Source organism: Micromonospora sp. NPDC049366 (assembly GCF_044466625.1).
Taxonomy (GTDB): Bacteria; Actinomycetota; Actinomycetes; order Mycobacteriales; family Micromonosporaceae; genus Micromonospora.
On the sequence record NZ_JBITMV010000003.1, the window covers coordinates 342971 to 363505 of the forward strand.

Annotated in this window: 18 protein-coding genes; 9 read left to right on the forward strand and 9 right to left on the reverse strand. The window is 73.9% G+C overall.

Annotation, left to right across the window (positions count from 1 at the left end):
* The first annotated feature begins 9 nt into the window (after nt 1–9).
* The 4 genes from kdpB (at nt 10) to ACIBTV_RS07605 (ending at nt 6457) form a co-directional block, all read left to right on the forward strand.
* Nucleotides 10–2202 (forward strand): potassium-transporting ATPase subunit KdpB, encoded by a 2193-nt coding sequence (gene kdpB, locus ACIBTV_RS07590; protein ID WP_396703191.1) that lies wholly within the window; start codon nt 10–12, stop codon nt 2200–2202.
* Nucleotides 2202–3083 carry a potassium-transporting ATPase subunit C gene (locus ACIBTV_RS07595; RefSeq protein WP_396703192.1) on the forward strand — a complete coding sequence of 294 codons (882 nt, stop codon included), beginning with the start codon at nt 2202–2204 and terminating at the stop codon, nt 3081–3083. Before kdpB ends, ACIBTV_RS07595 begins: the two co-directional genes overlap by 1 nt.
* Before the next feature lie 144 nt (nt 3084–3227).
* On the forward strand, nt 3228–5780 hold the full coding sequence (locus ACIBTV_RS07600; protein WP_396703193.1) for a DUF4118 domain-containing protein: 2553 nt from the start codon (nt 3228–3230) through the stop codon (nt 5778–5780).
* Nucleotides 5777–6457 (forward strand): response regulator, encoded by a 681-nt coding sequence (locus ACIBTV_RS07605; protein WP_396703194.1) that lies wholly within the window; start codon nt 5777–5779, stop codon nt 6455–6457. The genes ACIBTV_RS07600 and ACIBTV_RS07605 overlap by 4 nt, the downstream gene beginning before the upstream one ends.
* Before the next feature lie 70 nt (nt 6458–6527).
* On the opposite strand, the gene ACIBTV_RS07610 is transcribed toward ACIBTV_RS07605, so the two are convergent.
* The 5 genes from ACIBTV_RS07610 to ACIBTV_RS07630 form a co-directional block, all read right to left on the reverse strand.
* The gene (locus ACIBTV_RS07610; protein ID WP_396703195.1) at nt 6528–6908 is read right to left on the reverse strand and encodes an SAV_915 family protein; all 381 of its coding nucleotides are present in this window, start codon (nt 6906–6908) and stop codon (nt 6528–6530) included.
* Nucleotides 6909–6958: 50 nt separating this feature from the next.
* Complete coding sequence (locus tag ACIBTV_RS07615) at nt 6959–7462, reverse strand: universal stress protein (RefSeq protein WP_396703196.1); 504 nt, start codon at nt 7460–7462, stop codon at nt 6959–6961.
* Nucleotides 7459–7893 (reverse strand): hypothetical protein, encoded by a 435-nt coding sequence (locus ACIBTV_RS07620; protein WP_396703197.1) that lies wholly within the window; start codon nt 7891–7893, stop codon nt 7459–7461. The genes ACIBTV_RS07615 and ACIBTV_RS07620 overlap by 4 nt, the downstream gene beginning before the upstream one ends.
* Nucleotides 7894–7983: 90 nt before the next feature.
* Nucleotides 7984–9807, reverse strand: coding sequence for a glycoside hydrolase family 15 protein (locus ACIBTV_RS07625; RefSeq protein ID WP_396703198.1), 1824 nt, complete (start codon nt 9805–9807; stop codon nt 7984–7986).
* On the reverse strand, nt 9804–10760 hold the full coding sequence (locus tag ACIBTV_RS07630) for a TIGR03885 family FMN-dependent LLM class oxidoreductase (protein ID WP_396703199.1): 957 nt from the start codon (nt 10758–10760) through the stop codon (nt 9804–9806). Before ACIBTV_RS07630 ends, ACIBTV_RS07625 begins: the two co-directional genes overlap by 4 nt.
* 86 nt (nt 10761–10846) lie before the next feature.
* Between ACIBTV_RS07630 and ACIBTV_RS07635 the strand changes: the two genes are divergently transcribed.
* From ACIBTV_RS07635 to ACIBTV_RS07645, 3 genes are read left to right on the forward strand one after another with little or no spacing between them, the layout of a single operon-like run.
* On the forward strand, nt 10847–12064 hold the full coding sequence (locus ACIBTV_RS07635; protein WP_396703200.1) for a D-arabinono-1,4-lactone oxidase: 1218 nt from the start codon (nt 10847–10849) through the stop codon (nt 12062–12064).
* Nucleotides 12064–12444 carry a sensory rhodopsin transducer gene (locus tag ACIBTV_RS07640; RefSeq protein WP_396703201.1) on the forward strand — a complete coding sequence of 127 codons (381 nt, stop codon included), beginning with the start codon at nt 12064–12066 and terminating at the stop codon, nt 12442–12444. The genes ACIBTV_RS07635 and ACIBTV_RS07640 overlap by 1 nt, the downstream gene beginning before the upstream one ends.
* Nucleotides 12445–12477: 33 nt before the next feature.
* On the forward strand, nt 12478–13599 hold the full coding sequence (locus ACIBTV_RS07645) for an aromatic acid exporter family protein (RefSeq protein WP_396703202.1): 1122 nt from the start codon (nt 12478–12480) through the stop codon (nt 13597–13599).
* A gap of 95 nt (nt 13600–13694) precedes the next feature.
* Here ACIBTV_RS07645 and ACIBTV_RS07650 read toward each other — a convergent pair whose 3' ends face one another.
* Genes ACIBTV_RS07650 through ACIBTV_RS07660 form a run of 3 tightly spaced genes read right to left on the reverse strand, consistent with a single transcriptional unit; the run spans nt 13695 to nt 15996 of the window.
* A complete protein-coding gene (locus ACIBTV_RS07650; RefSeq protein WP_396703203.1) occupies nt 13695–14648 on the reverse strand; it encodes an anti-sigma factor RsbA family regulatory protein in 954 nt (317 codons plus the stop codon).
* The gene (locus tag ACIBTV_RS07655) at nt 14645–15478 is read right to left on the reverse strand and encodes an MEDS domain-containing protein (RefSeq protein ID WP_396703204.1); all 834 of its coding nucleotides are present in this window, start codon (nt 15476–15478) and stop codon (nt 14645–14647) included. Before ACIBTV_RS07655 ends, ACIBTV_RS07650 begins: the two co-directional genes overlap by 4 nt.
* A 38-nt stretch (nt 15479–15516) precedes the next feature.
* Nucleotides 15517–15996 carry a MarR family winged helix-turn-helix transcriptional regulator gene (locus ACIBTV_RS07660; RefSeq protein ID WP_396703205.1) on the reverse strand — a complete coding sequence of 160 codons (480 nt, stop codon included), beginning with the start codon at nt 15994–15996 and terminating at the stop codon, nt 15517–15519.
* Between the two features lie 128 nt (nt 15997–16124).
* Between ACIBTV_RS07660 and ACIBTV_RS07665 the strand changes: the two genes are divergently transcribed.
* Nucleotides 16125–18425 (forward strand): LLM class flavin-dependent oxidoreductase, encoded by a 2301-nt coding sequence (locus tag ACIBTV_RS07665; RefSeq protein ID WP_396703206.1) that lies wholly within the window; start codon nt 16125–16127, stop codon nt 18423–18425.
* Entirely contained in the window at nt 18422–19321 is a 900-nt protein-coding gene (locus ACIBTV_RS07670; protein ID WP_396703207.1) for an LLM class flavin-dependent oxidoreductase, read from the forward strand. Before ACIBTV_RS07665 ends, ACIBTV_RS07670 begins: the two co-directional genes overlap by 4 nt.
* A 261-nt stretch (nt 19322–19582) precedes the next feature.
* Here the strand turns inward: ACIBTV_RS07670 and ACIBTV_RS07675 are convergent, their stop codons facing one another.
* Nucleotides 19583–20461 (reverse strand): alpha/beta fold hydrolase, encoded by an 879-nt coding sequence (locus ACIBTV_RS07675; RefSeq protein WP_396703208.1) that lies wholly within the window; start codon nt 20459–20461, stop codon nt 19583–19585.
* Nucleotides 20462–20535: the final 74 nt, after the last annotated feature.

The following is a 20535-nucleotide window of genomic DNA, read 5'->3' on the forward strand; positions in this document are numbered from 1 at the left end:
AACGAGACCATGTCCGTCACGTCGGTGACATCCGGGGCCGGCGAGCAGCCGACCGCGGGCACCCCGGCCACCCAGGGCAACCGGGTCGGTGGGGGCCTGCTCGACCCGAAGCAGCTGTTCCGGTCCCTGCCGGACGCGCTGCGCAAGCTCGACCCGCGTACGTTGTGGCGCAACCCGGTGATGCTGATCGTCGAGATCGGCGCCGTCTTCACCACCGTGCTCGCGATCACCGAGCCGTCCGTGTTCGCCTGGGCCATCACCGTCTGGCTCTGGCTCACCGTCCTCTTCGCCAACCTGGCCGAGGCCGTCGCGGAGGGCCGGGGCAAGGCCCAGGCGGCCAGCCTGCGCCAGGCGAAGCGGGACACCATCGCCACCCGCCTGATCGGCTGGGCGCCGGGCACGCCGGCGAACCGGTACCGGGACGAGGCGGTGCCCGCCCCGGAGTTGAAGCAGGGCGACATCGTCCTGGTCGAGGCCGGCGGCACCATCCCGGGCGACGGCGACGTCGTCGAGGGCATCGCCAGCGTTGACGAGTCGGCGATCACCGGCGAGTCCGCCCCGGTGATCCGGGAGTCCGGCGGTGACCGCAGCGCGGTCACCGGCGGCACCAAGGTGCTCTCCGACCGGATCGTCGTCAAGATCACTCAGAAGCCGGGAGAGAGCTTCATCGACCGGATGATCGCCCTGGTCGAGGGCGCCAACCGGCAGAAGACGCCGAACGAGATCGCGCTGAACATCCTGCTCGCCGCGCTCACGATCATCTTCCTGCTCGCGGTGGTCACCCTCCAGCCGCTGGCGATCTTCTCGAAGGGCTACCAGGCGGCCGCGGCGGACAGCGGCGCGATCACCGACGCCGGTGTCAGCGGCATCGTGCTGGTGTCCCTGCTGGTCTGCCTGATCCCCACCACCATCGGGGCGCTGCTGTCGGCCATCGGCATCGCCGGCATGGACCGCCTCGTGCAGCGCAACGTCCTCGCGGTGAGCGGTCGGGCCGTCGAGGCGGCCGGCGACGTGAACACGCTGCTGCTGGACAAGACCGGCACGATCACCCTGGGCAACCGGCAGGCCTCCGAGTTCATCCCGATCGACGGGGTGTCGGACGCGGAGATGGCCGACGCCGCCCAGCTCTCCAGCCTCGCCGACGAGACCCCGGAGGGACGCTCGGTGGTGGTGCTCGCCAAGAACGAGTACGGGCTGCGTGAGCGCGAGGCCGGCGTCATGCCGAACGCCACGTTCGTGCCGTTCACCGCCGAGACCCGGATGAGCGGCGTCGACCTCGGCGCGGAGGGCGTCGACGGGGGCGTACGACGGATCCGCAAGGGCGCCGCCGCGGCGGTGATGAAGTGGGTCCGGGAGAACGGCGGCCACCCCACCGCCCAGGTCGGCGGCCTGGTCGACGCGATCAGCGGCACCGGCGGCACCCCGCTGGTGGTGGCTGAGCACGTTGACGGTGAGCCGGCGCGCGCGCTCGGTGTCATCCACCTGAAGGACGTCGTCAAGTCCGGCATGCGCGAGCGGTTCGACGAGATGCGCCGGATGGGCATCCGAACCGTGATGATCACCGGTGACAACCCGCGTACGGCGAAGGCCATCGCGGAGGAGGCCGGCGTCGACGACTTCCTCGCCGAGGCCACGCCGGAGGACAAGCTCGCCCTGATCAAGAAGGAGCAGGAGGGCGGCCGGCTGGTCGCGATGACCGGTGACGGCACCAACGACGCGCCGGCCCTCGCGCAGGCCGACGTCGGCGTGGCCATGAACACCGGCACGTCGGCCGCCAAGGAGGCCGGCAACATGGTCGACCTCGACTCCGACCCGACCAAGCTCATCGAGATCGTGGAGATCGGCAAGCAGTTGCTGATCACCCGCGGCTCGCTGACCACCTTCTCGATCGCCAACGACGTCGCGAAGTACTTCGCGATCATCCCGGCCATGTTCGCCGGCCTCTACCCGAGCCTGGACGCGCTGAACATCATGCGGCTCGCCAGCCCGGAGTCGGCGATCCTCTCCGCGGTCATCTTCAACGCGATCATCATCATCGCGCTGATCCCGCTCGCCCTGCGCGGCGTGCGGTACCGGCCGGCGAGCGCGTCGAAGCTGCTCAGCCGCAACCTCTGGCTGTACGGCCTCGGCGGCCTCGTCGTGCCGTTCGTCGGCATCAAGCTCATCGACCTGCTCATCCAGTTCATCCCAGGGATCTCGTGATGCGCCTACCCACCTGGCTCGCCCAGCACCTCGCTGCCCTACGGGCCCTGCTCGTCTTCACCGTCCTGCTCGGCCTGGCCTACCCGCTCGCCCTGGTCGCCGTCGGTCAGATCCCCGGCCTCGCCCACAAGGCGGACGGCTCGATGATCACGGTCGATGGTCGGACCGTGGGCAGCAGCCTGATCGGCCAGTCCTTCACCGACGGTGACGGCAACCCGGTCACGCGCTACTTCCAGAGCCGCCCGTCCGCCGCCGGCGACGGTTACGACCCCACCAGCACCTCGGCCAGCAACCTCGGCCCGGAGAGCGTGGTGGACACCATCGCCACCGACCCCGAGGAGTCCTCGCAGAGCCTGCTCACCCAGGTCTGCGAGCGCAGCAAGGCGGTCGGCGAGCTCAACGGCGTGGACGGCAGCCGGCCGTACTGCACCCCGGAGGGGGTCGGCGCGGTGCTCGCCGTGTTCCGGGCCGACGGCCTCACCGGCCCGGTGACCCGGGTGGTCAGCGTCAACCAGACCGCCCCGGCGACCCCGTTCGTCAGCAGCTACCAGGGCGTGACCGTGGAGCTGGCCCAGCCGGGGCAGGACTACGTGGCCGAGGGCGGGATCATCACCCCGATCCGCGGCGACGCACCCGCCGAGCCGGCGGTGCCCGCCGACGCGGTCACCGCCAGCGGCAGCGGCCTCGACCCGCACATCAGCCCGGCGTACGCCGAGCTGCAGGTCAACCGGGTCGCGCGCGAGCGCGGTGCCGACCCGGCGGCGGTCCGTCGCCTGGTCGAGGCGAACACCACCGGGCGGTCCCTCGGGTTCATGGGGGAGCCCGGGGTGAACGTCCTGGAGCTCAACCTGGCCCTGGACCGGGAGTTCCCGGCCCGCTGACCCACCGAACGCGCGGGGCGAGGCCACCTGACCGGGTGGTCTCGCCCCGCGCCGTCACCGCCCACCGACGGGGACGCCGGCCCGTGGGCCGGGCGGAACCGCCACCCCGCCCCGCCCCGGGGCGGCACCGGAGAGGATGGACCCGTGCCACGAGGAGAACTCCGCATCTACCTGGGCGCCGCACCCGGCGTCGGGAAGACGTACGCGATGCTGGAGGAGGCCCACCGGCGCGCCGAGCGGGGCACCGACGTGGTGATCGGCCTGGTCGAGACGCACGGCCGTAAGCACACCGCGGCGATGATCGGCGACCTGGAGCAGGTGCCCCGCCGCAGCCTGACGTACCGCGGCGCGGACTTCACCGAGATGGACCTCGACGCCGTCCTCGACCGCCGGCCCGAGGTCGCCGTCGTCGACGAGCTCGCGCACACCAACGTGCCCGGCTCTCGCAACGGCAAGCGCTGGCAGGACGTGCAGGAGCTGCTCGACGCCGGCATCGACGTGCTCACCACGGTGAACGTGCAGCACCTCGAATCGATCAACGACGTGGTCACGCAGATCACCGGCACCGTCCAGCGGGAGACCGTGCCGGACGAGGTGGTCCGCGCGGCCGAGCAGGTCGAGCTGGTCGACATGACGCCGGAGGCGCTGCGCCGGCGGATGGCCCACGGCAACATCTACCGACCCGACAAGATCGACGCGGCGCTGGGCAACTACTTCCGGGTCGGCAACCTCACCGCGCTGCGCGAGCTGGCCCTGCTGTGGCTCGCCGACAAGGTCGACGAGCAGCTCGGCCACTACCGCAGCCAGCAGGGCATCGCCGAGACCTGGGAGGCGCGCGAGCGGGTGGTCGTCGCGCTCACCGGTGGGCCTGAGGGCGAGACCCTGATCCGCCGGGCCGCCCGCATCGCCGCCCGCAGCAAGGGCGCCGACCTGCTCGCCGTGCACGTGGCCCGCAGCGACGGCCTGGCCGGGGCCGACCCGGCGCAGCTGGCCCGACAGCGGGTGCTGGTGGAGAGCCTCGGCGGCACCTACCACCAGGTCCTGGGCGCCGACGTGCCGGACGCGCTGCTCGACTTCGCGCGCGGGGTCAACGCCACCCAGCTGGTGCTCGGGGCGAGCCGTCGGGGCCGGTTCGCCCAGATCCTCTCCCGCGGTGTCGGCGTGACCACCATCGCGCACTCCGACGCCATCGACGTGCACCTGGTGACCCACACCGAGGCGGGCCGTGGCCGGCCGACGGTCGCCCTGCCCGCCGCGCTGTCCCGGCGCCGACGGCTGCTCGGCTTCGGCCTCGCCGCGATCGGCATGCCGCTGCTGACCCTGGTGCTGACGGTGCTGCCGGACCTGACCCTGGCCAGCGACATCCTGCTGTTCCTCGCCGGTGTCGTGGCGGTCGCGCTGGTCGGCGGGCTCTGGCCCGCGCTGGTCGCCGCGCTCGGCGGGACGTTGATGATCAACTGGTACTTCACCCCACCCTTCCACACGCTGACCATCGCCGAGCCGGACAACCTGCTCGCCCTGGTCGTCTTCGTCGGGGTGGCGCTCGCGGTCAGCTGGATCGTGGACGTCGCCGCCCGGCGCACCCGGGAGGCGGCCCGCGCCGCCGCCGACGCGCAGACCCTCGCGGCCGTCGCCGGCGGGGTGCTGCGTGGCGGGCGGCCCCTGATCGCGCTGCTGGACCAGCTCCGGGAGACGTTCGGGCTGCGCGCGGTCAGCGTGCTGGAACTCGCCGAGGATGCCACCAGCCGCCCGAGCCGGGCCCGGGACGAGCAGGCCTGGTGCGTGGTGGCCAGCGTCGGCGACCACGCCGCCACCACGCCCGACAGCGGCGAGACGACCGTGCCGGTCGACGACCGGATCACCGTGGTCCTCTGCGGTCGCCGGCTGGAGGCCGCCGACCGGCGCCTCGTCGAGGCGTTCGCCGCCCAGGCGGCCGTCGCACTGCGCCAGGAGCGGCTGGCCGAGGAGGCCGCCACCGCCCGACCGCTCGCCGCGGCCGACCGGATGCGGACCGCGCTGCTCGCCGCGGTCAGCCACGACCTGCGTACGCCGCTGGCGTCCGCGAAGGCGGCGGTGACCAGCCTGCGCAGCCCCGACATCGACTTCGACGAGGAGGACCGGGCGGAGCTGCTCGCCACCGCCGAGGAGTCGCTGGACCGGCTCGCCCGGCTGGTCGCCAACCTGCTCGACATGAGCCGGCTCCAGGCCGGCGTGCTCGGTCTCACCCCGACCACCATCGGCCTGGAGGACGCGGTGCCCCTGGCCCTGGACGAGCTCGGCCCCCCGGCCGCCGACGTCACCACCGACATCCCGGCCGACCTGCCCGCCGCCACCGCCGACCCCGGGCTGCTGGAGCGGGTCCTGGTCAACATCATCGCCAACGCCCTGCGCTACAGTCCGCCCGGCCAGCCGCCCACGATCACCGCCAGCGCGCACGCCGGTCAGGTCGAGCTGCGGGTCATCGACACCGGGCCGGGCATCCCCGAGGACATGTGGGAGCACGTGTTCCTGCCGTTCCAGCGCCTCGGCGACCGGGACAACCAGACCGGCGTGGGCCTCGGCCTCGCGCTCTCCCGGGGTCTCGCCGAGGCGATGGGGGGGAGCCTGACCCCGGAGACCACTCCGGGTGGTGGACTGACCATGGTGCTGCGGCTGCCCGCCGTGACTCACAGCCTGGCGGAGGGACCACAGGAATGACCCGCATCCTGGTCGTCGACGACGAGCCGCAGATCCTGCGCGCCCTGCGGATCAACCTGCGCGCCCGCCGGTACGACGTCGAGGTCGCCGACACCGGCGCCGGGGCGCTCAAGGCGGCCGCCGGTCACCCGCCCGACCTGGTGGTCCTCGACCTGGGCCTGCCGGACATGGACGGCATCGACGTGATCCGGGGCCTGCGGGGCTGGACCACCGTGCCGATCATCGTGCTCTCCGGCCGGGCCGGCAGCGAGGACAAGGTCGAGGCGTTGGACGCGGGCGCGGACGACTACGTGACCAAGCCGTTCGGCGTGGAGGAGCTGCTGGCGCGCATCCGGGCGGTCGCCCGGCGGCTCGGCGCACCGACCGACGCCACCGCCACCCTGCGGGTGGGCCGGCACACCGTCGACCTCGCCGACCGTACGGTCACCCACGACGACGGCACCGAGGTGAAGCTGACCCCCATCCAGTGGGCGGTGCTGGAGAAGCTGCTGCGCAACCCCGGCAAGCTGGTCAGCCAGCGACAGCTGCTGCACGACGTGTGGGGGCCGGAGTACCAGAACGAGAGCAATTACCTGCGGCAGTATCTCGCTCAGTTGCGCCGCAAGTTGGAGGACGACCCGGCCCGTCCCCGGCATCTGATCACCGAGCCGGGGATGGGCTACCGCTACCGGCCCTGAGGCCGGTAGCGGGCGCAGACCGGACGCGTCGACTCAGATCGGACGGTTGACGCAGACTGGACGGGTCAGCTCAAACCGGACGGGTGCCGGCGAGCGCGGCGACGGGACGGGCCGGCGCGGCCTGCTGCGGCACGGTAGTGGCGCGAGTCGGACCGGTCTGCTGCGGCACCGTGCCGACACGCGCCTCGTCGGGCGCGACCGGCGGCGCGACCAGCAGCGGGTCCAGCTGGATGCGGTGGACGCCCAACGGCCTCAACATGCTCCGCAGCGCCGACTCGCAGAGCGGGGTCCACGGCTGGTCCGCGCCCATGGCGCTGGCGAGCCGCTCCGGGCTGCTGAAGGCCAGACCCACCCGCTCTCCCTGCGGAAGCCGGGCGGTACGCACCGCCAGCGCCTGCCGTCCGGGCACGGTACGCACCGGGACGGCCCAGGTATCCGGAACCTCGTCCATCGTGTTGCCTTCCTTCTCACTTCGGCTTACCGACCGGCGGGCGCGCCCGGTCAGCGGGGAAATCGTTCGAGATCACGGCCGAAGCGGCGGATCGCCTCGGCCCGCGCCCAGTCCGGCGCGGGAACCGTCACCACCGGCACGCTCGCCCGGCTCACGCAGTAGCGGGTGACGTGCCCGCCCTTCGACCCGAAGCGGCCCCGGCGGGGACTGCCGACCACCAGCACGTCCGTCTCCCGCCAGGCCTCGTCGACCAGCACCTGGCCGGCGTAGCCCTGCTCGGCGACGACGCGCACGGTCACGTCCCGCGGCTGGCCGCCGAGGCCCGTCTCGAAGGCGTCCCGCACGTATGCGCGGGCCGCCCGGGCGAACTCCTCCTGCCAGAGCCACGGCATGGTCCCGGGGCGCCAGAGCGGCACGAACGTCCACGCCCGCACCGCGTAGAGCGGGGCGCCGGCACGGCGGGCCAGCCGCACCGCCGCGCGCAGTGCGGCCAGCCCGGCGTACGAGCGGTCCACCCCGACCACGATCCGGCCGGCGGTGGTGGGGCGGCTCATGCCCGTGCCGGCACGCGCACCGGGACGGTGGCGGCCGGGGTGTCGGTGGGGGCCGGGAGGTCCAGCGGGCGGAGGATGCTGTGCGTGGCGACGACCTCCGCGCCGCCCCGCCGTCGCAGGTCCTCCACGGCGCGGTGCAGCACGCTCAGGCTGGTCGCGGAGAGGCGGACCACGGCGTCGATGTCGGCGGCGATCCACCACGCCTCCACGGCGCAGGGCTCGGTCCGCAGGTAGTCCAGGAGGTGGCTGCCGGGCGTGGCGGCGGTCAACCGGACGCCGACCAGCGCCTCGTGCCGCCGCTCCGGTTCGTCGGACAGGGTCGGGGACACGGCCGACGGGCCGACCGGACCAGCCGGGCGTCGGGCGGACCGCCGCCCGGCGTCCGCCGGAACCGGCTCGCGATCCCGCGGCCGCAACCGTCGTGACGTCATGTCGCCATCGTGGCGAGCCGGTGGCGGTGGAGCCCGTGCCGATACGGCGATTTGACGGCGGCCCCGGCAATCTTGACGCGCTGTTGACGGCTACCCGGCTTCGGCGGCGAGCGGCCGGGCCTGTCGGGCGGCCCAGGCGTGCAGGGCGTCCCGGTCCGACGCGGCGTCCAGGTTGAGCGCCGCCTCGATCAGCGCCAGATGGGTGAACGCCTGCGGATGGTTGCCGAGGGCGGTGCCGTCGGCGGCGACCTGCTCGGAATAGAGCCCGAGCGGGCCGGCGTGACCGCGGAGCCGATCGAAGATCCGCCGCGCCTCGTCCCGCCGGCCGCCGAGGACCAGCGCGGACACCAGCTCGAAGCAGCACAGCAGGAACGCGCCCTCCTCACCCGGCAGCCCGTCGTCCGTGGCGTAGCGGCGTACCAGCGCGGGTCCGACGCCGAGTCGTTCCCGGATCCGGTCGACGGTGCCGACCACCCTCGGGTCGTCGCCGGGCAGGAAGCCGACCACGGGGATGCGCAGCAGGGAGGCGTCCAGGTCGGAGGACCCGTACGTCATGACGAAACTGCGCTGCTCCGGGTCGTAGCCCCGCTCGCAGACCTCGGCGTGCAGCGCGTCACGGGCGTCCCGCCACCGCCGGACCGGCGCGCCCCGGTCGGCCACCAGGTCGGCGAGGCGGATGCCTCGGTCGAGGCAGACCCAGGTCATCACCTTGCTGTTGACATAGTGCCGTCGCGGGCCGCGGATCTCCCAGACCCCGTGGTCCGGCTCCCGCCAGCGGTCCGCCATGGTGTCGACGTGGCGGCACAGCAGCCGCCACTGGTCGAGGGTCAGCTCCCCGGTCAGCTCCTGGTACGCGAGCGCGGCGTCCAGGACGTGCCCGTACGTGTCGAACTGCACCTGTTCGGCCGCCTCGTTGCCGATCCGCACCGGTGTCGAGCCCGCGTACCCGGACAGGTGGGGAAGCTCCCGTTCCTCGCTGGTCACACCGTGGATGCCCACCAGCGGCGTCAGCGTCTCGCCGGCGCCGGCGCAGACGTCCAGCAGGAAGCGCAGGTAGCGCCGCCCCTCCTCGGCGTGTCCCAACCGGAACAGCGCGAGCAGCAGCAGCGCGGCGTCCCGGTGCCAGGTGAAGCGGTAGTCCCAGTTGCGGACGCCGCCGAGCTCCTCCGGCAGCGAGGTGGTCGGCGCGGCGAGCAGCGCGCCCGTCTCGTCGTAGGAGAGGCCGCGCAGGACCAACGCGCTGTGCCGGACGGCGTCCGACCCGAAGCCGGCGTAGTCGCTGCGGGCCGACCACTCCCGCCAGGTGCGCAGCGTGCGGTCGAGCAGCTCCTCGGCCGGTGCTGCCGGGGGCACCTCCCCGTAGCCGACGAGCACGGTCGCCGTCGCGCCCTCGGCCAGCTCGACCGCGCCGCACAGGGCGCCGCCGTCGTCGGTGAGCGGCAGGGTGGACCACACGTCGAGGGGGATGCCCGGCGCCCGCCAGTGGCCGTCGGTCCGCGTCCAGCCGGTGGCCTCGGCGCCGTAGCCGGGGCGCGGCTGTACCCGGACCGCCAGCCGTACCGGGCCCTGCTCGGCCGTGACCCGGCGGACCAGCAGCCGCTCGGCGAGGAACGGCCGGGTGGCGTCGCCGGCACGGACCGCGAGGAAGTCCTGGCCCACAGCTCTGCCGGTGGGCGCGGTGTACCGGCTCTCCAGCGCCAACGAGTCGGGCAGGTACCGGCGGACCGGGGTCGGGCAGCCGGCCACGGAGAGGGTGAACGCACCACCCCGGCCGCGGTCGAGCAGGCGGGCGAACACGGCGTCACCCTCCGCGTGGGGCGCGCAGAACCACTCCACCGCGCCGTCCGGGCCGACCAGCGCCGTCGTGTGGGTGTCGGACAGGAAGGCGTACGAGTCGATGGGCGGCTCGGTCATGTCAACTCCGGCAGGATCCGGGCGCCGAACACGTCGAGGAACCCGTCTTGGTCGAGCCCGACCTGGTGCAGGTACATCTCGTCGACCCCCAGGTCGGCGTACGCCTGCAGCCAGTCCGCGTGCCGGCCCGGTTCACTGGAGACCAGTACGTGCTCGCGCATGTCCTCCGGCCGGACGTACGCGGTGGCCTCCGCGAGGTCGGCCGGGGTGGCCAGGTCCCAGCCGAGGTCGCTGCCGAGGATCGCGGTCCGCCACTGGTCGTAGGCGTTGCCGAGGGCGGTCTGCTCGTCGGCGGCCCAGGACAGGTGCACCTGGAGCAGCACCGGCCCCGCGCCGCCACCCTCGCGGTACGCCTCGACCACCCGTCGCACCCCGTCGACCTGCTGGTTGATGGTGATCATGCCGTCCGCCCAGCGCGCCGCCCAGCGCGCGGTCTCCGGGGTGACCGCCGCGGCGTACACCGGCGGCGGTGGGTCGGGCCGGGACCACAGCATCGCCCGGTCGACGGTGACCAGCCCTCGGTGGTCGACGCACTCCCCGGCGAACAGCGCCCGGATCACGTCGACGCACTCGCGCAGCCGGGCGTTGCGCTCCGGCTTGGTGGGCCACCGGTCACCGGTGATGTGCTCGTTGAGGGCCTGTCCGCTGCCGACCGCGAGCCAGAACCGGCCGGGGAACATCTCGGCCAGGGTCGCGGCGGCCTGCGCCACGATCGCCGGGTGGTAGCGCTGGCCGGGTGCGTTGACGACGCCGAGTGGCAGGTCGGTGCGGGACAGCGCCGCACCGAGCCAGGACCAGGCGAAGCCGGACTGCCCCTGCTCGGTCGCGAACGGCGCGAAGTGGTCCGAGCACATCGCCCTGGTGAACCCGGCGTCCTGCGCCGCCTCCACCAGGCGAAGCAGCGTGCTCGGCGGGAACTGCTCGTGGGAGGCGTGGAAGCCGAAGGTCGACACGTCTCCTCCTGTGCACATCGTGTCCGGGGCCGAACCCGGGACTACCCGGCACCGCGGCGGGTAGTCGGCGGGCCGGAGGGAGCGTCGTGGCGGAGCCGTTCGTCAACTGGTCCGGAAGCCTCAGGTTCACGCCCGGCGAGTACGCGCAGCCGGGCGACGAGGACGAGGTGCGGCGGCTGGTCCTGCGCGCCCGGGAGGACGCCACCACGATCCGGCCGGTCGGTTCGGGCCACTCGTCGAGCCCGCTGGTCCGTACCGACGGGGTGCTTCTCGGCCTCGACCGGATGGCCGGCGTGATCGCCGACGGCGGGGACCGGGCCACCGTCTGGGGCGGCACGAAGCTGGCCGCCCTGGGCGAGGGGCTCTATGACGCGGGGCTCGCCATGGACAACCTGGGCGACGTCGACTACCAGTCGATCGCGGGGGCTACCGCCACCGGCACCCACGGCACCGGATTCGGCTTCGGCAACCTGAGCACGCAGGTCACGGGCGTACGCCTGGTCACCGGAACGGGTGAGCTGCTGGACGTGTCGGCCGAGCGGAACCCGGAGCTGCTGCCGGCGGTCCGGCTCTCGCTGGGCGCGCTGGGGGTGGTCACCCGGGTCACCCTCGACGTGCAGCCGCGCTACGAGCTGCGACGCCGGGCGTGGTGCGCGCACGTCGACTGGACCCTCGACCACCTGGCCGAGCTCGTGCACACCAATCGCAACGCCGACTTCTACTGGTATCCGCGCAGCGACCTCACCCAGATCCGCACGATGAACAGGACGGACGAGGCGCCGGGCGAGCGGACGTGGTCGATGGGCCGGGTGCCGGGGTCGGACCCGTGGCGGGCGCCGAGGGAGATCAAGGCGGGTCCGACGCACCGCACCATCCCGCAGGCCCGGGACCTGCGGTTCGAGGAGATCGAGTACATGCTTCCGGCGGAGGCGTTCGCCGCCTGTTTCGCCGAGGTCCGGCGCCGCGTCCGGGAGCGGCACCGGAGGGTCGCGGGCTGGCGGGTGCTGGTGCGGACCATCGCGGCCGACGACATCTGGCTGAGCAACGCGTACGGGCGGCCGACGGTCACCATCGCCTGCCTCCAGAACACCAGCCTGCCGTACGAGGAGTACTTCCGGGACGTGGAGGCGGTCTTCCGGCAGTACGGCGGGCGCCCGCACTGGGGCAAGAAGCACTGGCTGACCGCCCGGGAGCTGCGCCCGCTCTACCCGCGCTGGGACGACTTCCAGGAGCTGCGACGGCGGCTCGACCCGGACGGCGTCTTCCTCGCCCCCGATCTGGCCCGGCTGCTGGAGGAGGCGTGATGCCGGAGATCGGTGCGCGGGTGTGGGTCGTGCCGGGTGGGCACGTCCCGTTCCCCAGCAACGGCCGGGAGCCCGACCTCACCAGCTTCGACCAGCTGTGCGTGCTCAACGCCACCGACACGGATGCGGCGCTGAGTCTCGACCTCTACTACTGCGACGCCGAGCCGGTCGGGCCGTACCGGATCACGGTCGCCGCCCGGCGGATCCGACACGTCCGGATCAACGACCTGATCGATCCGGAGGCGGTCGTGCTCGACCGGCCGTACGGCTGCTTGCTGCGCTCCACGGTGCCGGTGGTGGCCCAGTTCCTCCGCCAGGACACCCGGCTGCCCGGCGTGGTGGCGCTGACCGGCACGATGGCCTACCCGGCGCCGGGTTAGGTTCCCTGCCGTGCGGTGCGGGTATGCGCGCCCATGCCGTCCAGCGAGAGCGTGCGGGCGCGGGTCCCCGGGCCGGTGGCCGATGCCGGTCGGGGCAGCTACCGCCGGCTGCGCACGTACCTGATCCTGGCGGTGCAGGCCGGAATGGCGGCGGCGTTGGCCTGGGTGGTGGCCCGGCGGTTGGTGGGTAACACGGAACCGACGTTCGCCCCGGCCGCCGCGGTCACGGTGATCGTCGCCGCACTCGGCGGCCGGGCCCGGCGATCCGTCGAGCTGGTGATCGGGGTGCTCCTCGGAATCACCGTGGGTGACCTGCTCATCCTCGCGCTCGGTACCGGCCCCTGGCAGACTGGCACGATCGTCTTCCTCGCGATCGCCGCCGCTGCGGCCGTCCGGGGCACCGGCGCGTTGATGACCCAGGCCGGCGGTACGGCGGTGCTGGTCGCCACGCTGACCCCCACGACGCCGGACCTGGAGCTGCCCCGGACGGTCAACGCGCTGATCGGGGCCGTGGTGGGTCTGTTCGTGGTGCTGGTGCTGGCTCCGCTGAACCCGATGCGGACGGTCCGGCGGGTGGCGGATCCGACGTTGGACCGGTTCGCCCGGGAGCTCACCGAATCGGCGGGGGCGCTGGCCGCGGGCGATGCGAGCCGCGCGGATCAGGTGCTGCGCCGGATGCGCGCCGGCGAGTCGCAGCTCGACCGGCTCGGCGAGGCGGTCAACGCCGCCCACGAGGTGGTGCGGCTCTCCCCGGTCCGCTGGCGCCGCCGCCGGGTCCTCGACGCCTACCGGCATGGGGCCGAACACCTGGACCGGGCGTATCGCAACAGCCGGACCATGGTTCGCCGGATCGGCACGACGTTGCGGGACAACGAGCCGGTGCCCGCCGACCTGCCGGCGGCCGTCGACCGGTTCGGCGACGCGGTCCGGTTGCTGCACCGGGAGTTCCTCGCCGCGGAGGAGCCGGTGGACACCCGGGAGCGGGTGCTGGCGGCCGTCCGGCACGCGGGGGCCGCCTGCCGCCAGGAGGTGGGCTTCTCCGGGGCCATCGTCGTCTCCCAGCTGCGGACCGCGGCCAACGACCTGCTGCGTGCCACCGGCGTGCCACCGGACGAGGCGCGCCGGCTGGTCCGTCGTGCCGCCGCCGGTCACTAGGAAAGGCGGCCGGAGGGCGGGTTGGAGGCGGTGAAAGGGGGCCGTCACCCGACCGGTCGGTGCCCGGCCGGCGGGCCGGCAACCCGCGGCCGCGCTCAGTGCGGGTTGCCGGCCGTGAGCCGCAACGTGAAGCCGTGCGCGTGGCGGTGCAGGCACACGTGGTTGCAGGACTGGTAGGTGATCCACAGGCCGAGGCCACCGGTCGCGCCGTTGCCGGCCGGGAGCAGCCCCGCGTACGGGTCCTTCGGGCCGTCGCCGCCGTCGGTCACGGTGACCACGATCCGGTCGGTGCCGGCCCAGACGCGCAGCCGCACCGGGGGCACGCCGTGCCGCAGCGCGTTGGTGACCGTCTCGCTGACGGCGACGACCAGGTCGTCCACGTCGTCCGCGGGCAGGACGCCCCGGTCGGCCGCGTGCACCGCGGCTCGCGCGTCCGCCGCCGTCGGGTCGGTCAGCTCGATCAGCGGCGGACGGGCCTGCAACGGGTCGGGCGGCGCGGGCCGCTGCTCGCGCAGGTACGTCGGCGGGTCGGTGTAGGTCGGGCTGGGCACGTGGCGGCCGTCCGCGGTGGCGAACCGGGGGTGCGTACGCCCCACCTCGTCGAGCAGGTGCGGCGGCGTGGTCCGGGCGTCGTACGCGCACATGCTCCACAGTGGGAAGTCGTCGTACGCGTGGTTGATCGCCGACTCGTAGCGCGCCCACCAGTCGAACGTCGCCCCGAACGCGACCTGCGGCAGCTCACCGATGATCCGGATCTGGCCGGCCCCGGCGGCGACCTGAGCGGCCAACAGTTTCCGGTAGGAGCGGATCGCGGCGGTGGGGCGGGCGTAGACGTCCCCGCCCGGCAGGAACTCCACCTCGGTCCCGGCGGGCAACGCGGCCCGGACCAGCCCGGCGGTGCGCTCGCCGAGCGCGACGAAGGTGGGTTCGCCGGCCTCGACCCCGCCGCACAGGAACGGCAGCGCGACCGCCAGCAGTTCGTCGTCGGAGTCGTAGCAGACCGCCTCGTGGTAGTAGCCCCGGTGGCCGGCGGCCGCCCCCGTCCTCATCGAGCCGCCTCCACCTCGAGGCCGGGGAGGCCGAGCAGGGTCGCCAGCCGCGCGGCGGCGGTGTTCGCGGAGCGCAGCGCGACGGTGGCGGCGCGACGCCGGCCGTAGTCCCGCAGCAGCAGGAGTGTGCGGTGGTCGACGAAGCGCAGCTGCGGTGCGTCCAGCACCAGCCGGCCGTCGACGGGACGCAGGTCGGCCCGCTCCAGCGCGGTGGCGAACAGGTCGTGGCCCGTCGGGTCCAGCTCGCCGGCGAGCCCGGCCCGGTCGCCCAGCGGCCCGGTCGCGTACAGCTGGAACGGTGCCTCGGCCGCGTTGGTGTGCGGGTGCAGGCAGGCCAGCTCGGCGATCGTCCGGGCGTCCAGCTCCCGCCGGTCGTAGGCGCACATCGCGGCGAACGGCCGCGCCCGCATGTAGCGGTCGACCAGGTGTTCGTAGCGGGCGAACGCGTCCAACTGGGCGGGGGTGCGGACCAGCGGGGTGGCCTCGGCGACCACCCGCAGCCCGCGGTAGCCGGCGGCGAGCGCGGCGTCGGTGGCCTCCGCGTACGCGTGCACCTGGGCCGGTCCGTCGACGACCGCCCCGGAGCGGTACGCCCCGTTCAGCGGCACCACCTCGGCCGCTCCGCGGGCCAGCGCGTCGCGCAGCGCGGGGACGGCGGAGAGGCGCGCGAGGACCGGCTCGGACGGCCCGGCGCAGACATACCAGAGTCGCTCGCCGGCGTGCAGCCCGTCGAGCAGGAAGTCCCGCGCATCGCTGGCGAAGGTCGTCGGGTCGTCGTAGACCCAGCAGAGATGGCCGTTCGGCGCCGAACTCCCCGCGTGCCTGGTCACGCCCGCTTCCCCATGGCGGCAGTCTATGTCGGTCGAGGTCACGGCGCCTCCGCCGGGCAGTTGCCGTGCAGCCGCGACAGGACCACGTCGGCGGCCTCGTGCAGGGCCTCCACCTGCGCGGGCGTGAGCCCGGCGAAGAACAGCTCCCGCACCCGGGCGGCGTGCGCGGGCGCCGCGGACCGGATGGTGGTCCGACCGGCCTCGGTGAGCCGGACCAGGGGGGCCCGGCCGTCCTCCACGCACTCCTCGCGGGCGACCAGGCCGCGCTGTTCCATCCGGCGGATCTGGTGCGCGAGGCGGCTCTTCTCCCACTGGAGTTCGGCGCGGAGGGTGCGGGCGCGCATCGTCTGGTCCGGGGCGGCGGCGAGCGCGGCGAGCACCTCGAAGTCGGCCTCGGAGATGCCCGAATCCTGTTGGAGGCTCTGCCCGAGGGCCAGCGTGAGCTGATTGCGCAGCCGGTGGAAGGTGCGCCAGACCTGCTGCTCGCGGTCGTCGAGCCAGTTCCCGGAATCACCCATCCGACCAGCGTAGTTCGCGGTCCCCGGGCCGGCGGCTCGGCGAGATCCCGGCGCCGATGACGGGCCTCACAGTGGCGGTTCCGGGAGGTGGTCGTACACTGGTTGACGCATCAACCTTTGGGGGAGTCGTGTCAGGTACCTACCGTCACCGCCTGGAGTTCGGCACGTTCGTCACGCCGACGAACGCGACGCCGGACGTGCCCGTGGCGCTCGCCCGACTCAGCGAGGAACTCGGCTACGACCTGGTCACCTTCCAGGACCACCCGTACCAGCCGGCGTTCCTGGACACCTGGACTCTGCTGTCCTGGGTCGCCGGGAAGACCGAACGGATCCACCTCGCCGCGAACGTGCTCAACGTGCCGCTGCGGTCCCCGGCGGTGCTGGCCCGCAGCGCCGCCAGCCTCGACCTGCTCTCCGGCGGGCGGCTGGACCTCGCGCTCGGCGCCGGCGCGTTCTGGACGGCGATCGAGGCGATGGGCGGTCGGCGGCTGAGCCCGGGCGAGTCGGTCGATGCGCTGGACGAGGCGATCGACGTCATCCGCGCCATGCTCGACGCCGGCGACCCCACGCCGCTGCGCTACGCCGGTGAACACCACCGGCTCGACGGCGCCCAGCCCGGCCCGCTGCCGGCCCACCACATCCCGATCTGGCTCGGCGGCTACCGGCCGCGGATGCTGCGGCTCGTCGGCGCCAAGGCCGACGGCTGGCTGCCCACGCTCGGTTCGATCGAGCCCGCCGACCTGCGCACCGGCAACAAGATCATTGACGAGGCGGCCCGGGAGGCGGGCCGCGACCCGGCGGACATCCGGCGGCTGCTCAACATCTCCGGCCAGTTCGCGCCGAACCGCCAGGGCCTGCTGCACGGGCCGGCCGACAGTTGGGTCGAGGACCTGCTGCCGCTGGTCGTGGAGGAGGGCGTCGGCACCCTGATCCTGATGACCGACGACGCCACCACCATGGCACGGTTCGCGCACGAGGTCGCACCGGCGCTGCGCGAGGCCGTCGACCGGGCGCTGCCCGAGCCGCTGCCCACCACCGTCCGGCGCAGCGTCACCGTCCGCGCCAAGCGGCGCCCCGGCATCGCGTACGACGAGGTGCCCGCCTCGCTGGCCGACACCGCCGTGGAGCCGGGCGACATCAGCTACTCGAACGTGCAGTCGAACTACCTGCGTGGCGGCGCGCCCGGCCTGGTGCTGCGCCCCGGCACCCCCGCCGAGGTCGCCGACGCGGTCGCCTTCGCCCGCGCGCACCGGGGCCTGCCCCTGGGCGTACGCAGCGGCGGGCACGGCATCAGCGGTCGGTCCACGAACGACGGTGGCATCGTCATCGACCTCGGCCGGCTCAACACGATCGAGGTGCTGGACGAGGCGACCCGCCGGGTGCGGATCGGCCCCGGCGCCCGGTGGATGCAGGTCGCCGCCGCCCTCGAGCCGTACGGCTGGGCCCTCACCTCCGGCGACTACGGCGGCGTCGGCGTCGGTGGCCTGGCCACCGCCGGCGGGGTCGGCTGGCTGGCCCGCAAACACGGCCTCACCATCGACCACCTGCGTGCGGTCGAGCTGGTCCTAGCCGACGGCACCCAGGTGCGGGCCAGCGACACCGAGAACCCCGACCTGTTCTGGGCCGTCCGCGGCGCCGGTGCGAACTTCGGCGTCGTCACCGCGTTCGAGTTCGAGGTCGACGAGGTGGGGCCGGTCGGCTGGGCCCAGTTCGTGCTCGACGCCAGCGACCCCGCCGGGCTGCTGACCCGCTGGGGCGCGGCGGTCGAGGCGGCACCCCGCGACCTGACCACCGCGATCATCATGGGCGGGCCGCGGCCCGGCCAGCCGTCGGTGGCGCAGGTGATGGCGATGGTCGACTCCGACGATCCCGCCACGATCGTGGCCGCGCTGCAACCCGTCGCCGACATCGCGCCCGGGTACGACCAGCAGGTGGTCATCACCTCGTACGCCTCGGTGATGGCCAACGCGGCCGAGGGCCCGCACCGGGCGCAGGGCGAGCCGGTGTCCCGCACCGGTCTGGTCGAGCACCTCACGCCCGACTTCGCCGCGGCGGCCGCCCGCCTGGTCGCCAGCGGCGCCGTCTACTTCTTCCACATCCGGTCGGTCGGCGGGGCGGTCACCGACATCGACCCCGACGCGATGGCGTGGAGCCACCGGGGAGTGAACTTCCACGTCACCGCGTTCGGTCGGAACCGCGCCCGGCTCGACGCGCTCTGGGAGGACCTGATGGCGCCGCACATCCGGGGCACCTACCTCAGCTTCGAGACCGACCAGCGGCCGGAGCGCCTGTTGGAGGCGTTCCCGCCCCGGACGCTCGCGCGGCTGCGCACGCTGAAGGCGCGGTACGACCCGACCTGCCTCTTCCGCGACAACTTCGCCATCGCACCCGACCCCGCTTCCGACTCGACCTCAAGGACGACGTCATGACCGACTACGGGCACGATCTCCTGTTCGGCGCCTTCGTCACGCCCACCGCGCAGCCCGTCCGGCACGCGGTGGACGTCGCCGTGGCGGCCGACCGGGCGGGGCTGGACCTGGTCACCTTCCAGGACCACCCCTACCAGCCACGGTTCCACGACACCTGGACGCTGCTGAGCTACGTGGCCGCCCGCACCGAGCGCATCCGGCTCAGCGGCAACGTCCTCAACCTGCCGCTGCGGCAGCCGGCGGTGCTGGCCCGCAGCGCCGCCAGCCTCGACCTGCTCAGCGGCGGCCGCTTCGAGCTGGGCATCGGCGCGGGCGGGTTCTGGGACGCCATCGCGGCGATGGGCGGCCGGCGGCTCAGCCCCGGCCAGGCGGTCCAGGCGCTGGACGAGGCCATCCAGGTGATCCGCGAGGTCTGGGCGGCCGACAAGCCGGGCGGGATCCGTGTCGACGGCGAGTACTACCAGGTCCGGGGTGCGAAGCGCGGGCCTGCGCCGGCCCACGACGTGAAGATCTGGGTCGGCGCGTACAAGCCGCGCATGCTGCGGCTGACCGGCCGGGTGGCCGACGGCTGGCTGCCCACCCTCCAGTACCTGGAAGGCGGCACGGCCGACCTGACGACCATGAACGCGCAGATCGACGAGGCCGCCGTGGCGGCCGGGCGGGACCCGGGCGCGGTTCGCCGGCTGCTGAACATCGGCGGCCAGTTCGCCGCCACCGGGCGGTCGTTCCTCAACGGCCCGCCGGAGCAGTGGGCGGAGGACCTGGCCGGGGTGGCGCTGGAACACGGGGTCAGCGCGTTCATCCTGGCCGGCGACGATCCGGCCGTGATCGAACTGTTCGCCAACGAGGTCGCCCCGGCAACCCGCGAGCTGGTCGCCGAGGAACGGGCCCACTGACGCCGGTCGTCAGTCCCCGGCGGCGGCCTCGACCTCGGCCAGCCTGCGGCGCAGGTGCGCCCGCTCCGGCTCGGTGCCGGCCAGGTCGAGCGCCTGCCGGTAGGCCGCCGCGGCCTCGGCGAGCTGGTGCAGCCGGTGCAGCAGGTCCGCCCGCGCCGCCGGATAGGGGTGGACGGCCCCGGAGAAAATTCTCCCCCGGCTCCCGGGCCCCGGCTCCCGGCTCCCGGCTCCCGGGCCCCGGCCGAGGCGCCGCGCGGCCGGCTAGCGCTTCAGCAGCGCGCGCAGCTCCGCGACCACCTCGGCCGGCGCCTCCTCGGCCATGAAGTGGCCGCACGTGACCGTCCGGTGCGCCAGGTCCGGCGCCCACGCCCGCCACAGCGCCACGGCGTCGTAGCCGAGCGCGGCACCCCAGTCCTGCTGGAGGACGGTCACCGGCATCCGCAGCCGGTTGCCGGCCGCCAGGTCGGCCCGGTCGTGCGTCACGTCGATGCCGGCGGACGCCCGGTAGTCGGCAACGATCGAGGTGACCGCGCCGCGGGACGCCGCCAGGTACGCCGCCCGCACGTCCGCCGGGATGGCCTCCGGATCCCGGGTCCAGACGTCCAGGAAGTGCCCGAAGAAGGCGTCGGCGCTCCCGGCGATCAGCTGCTCGGGCAAGCCCGGAGGCTGAGCCATGAGGTACAAGTGGAAGCCGACGGCGGCGGTCGTCCCGTGCAGGACGTCCCACATGTCGAGGGTGGGCAGCACGTCGAGCGCGGCCAGGTGGGTCACCGCGTCCGGGTGGTCGAGGCCGGCCCGGACGGCGACCAGCGCGCCCCGGTCGTGGCCCGCCAGGGCGAACCGGTCGTGCCCGAGCGCCCGGGCCAGCGCGACGACGTCGGCGGCCATGGTCCGCTTCGCGTACCGGGCCCCGTCGGTGTCGGCGGGCTTGTCGCTCGCGCCGTAACCGCGCAGGTCGGGGCAGATCACCGTGTGGTCCGCGGCGAGATCGGCGGCCACGTGTCGCCACATCAGGTGGGTCTGGGGGAAGCCGTGCAGCAGCACGACCGGCGGACCGGAGCCGCCCACGGCCGCCGAGAGGGCCACCCCCTCGTCGACCGTCACGCGTTGGTAGTCGAAACCCTTGATGCCGAGATCCACGGCGAGCCTTCCTGTCGACGGTCCGGGCCGCCGGTCTCACCGACCCGGCCCGGGGTACGACGGAAGCCTGCCCA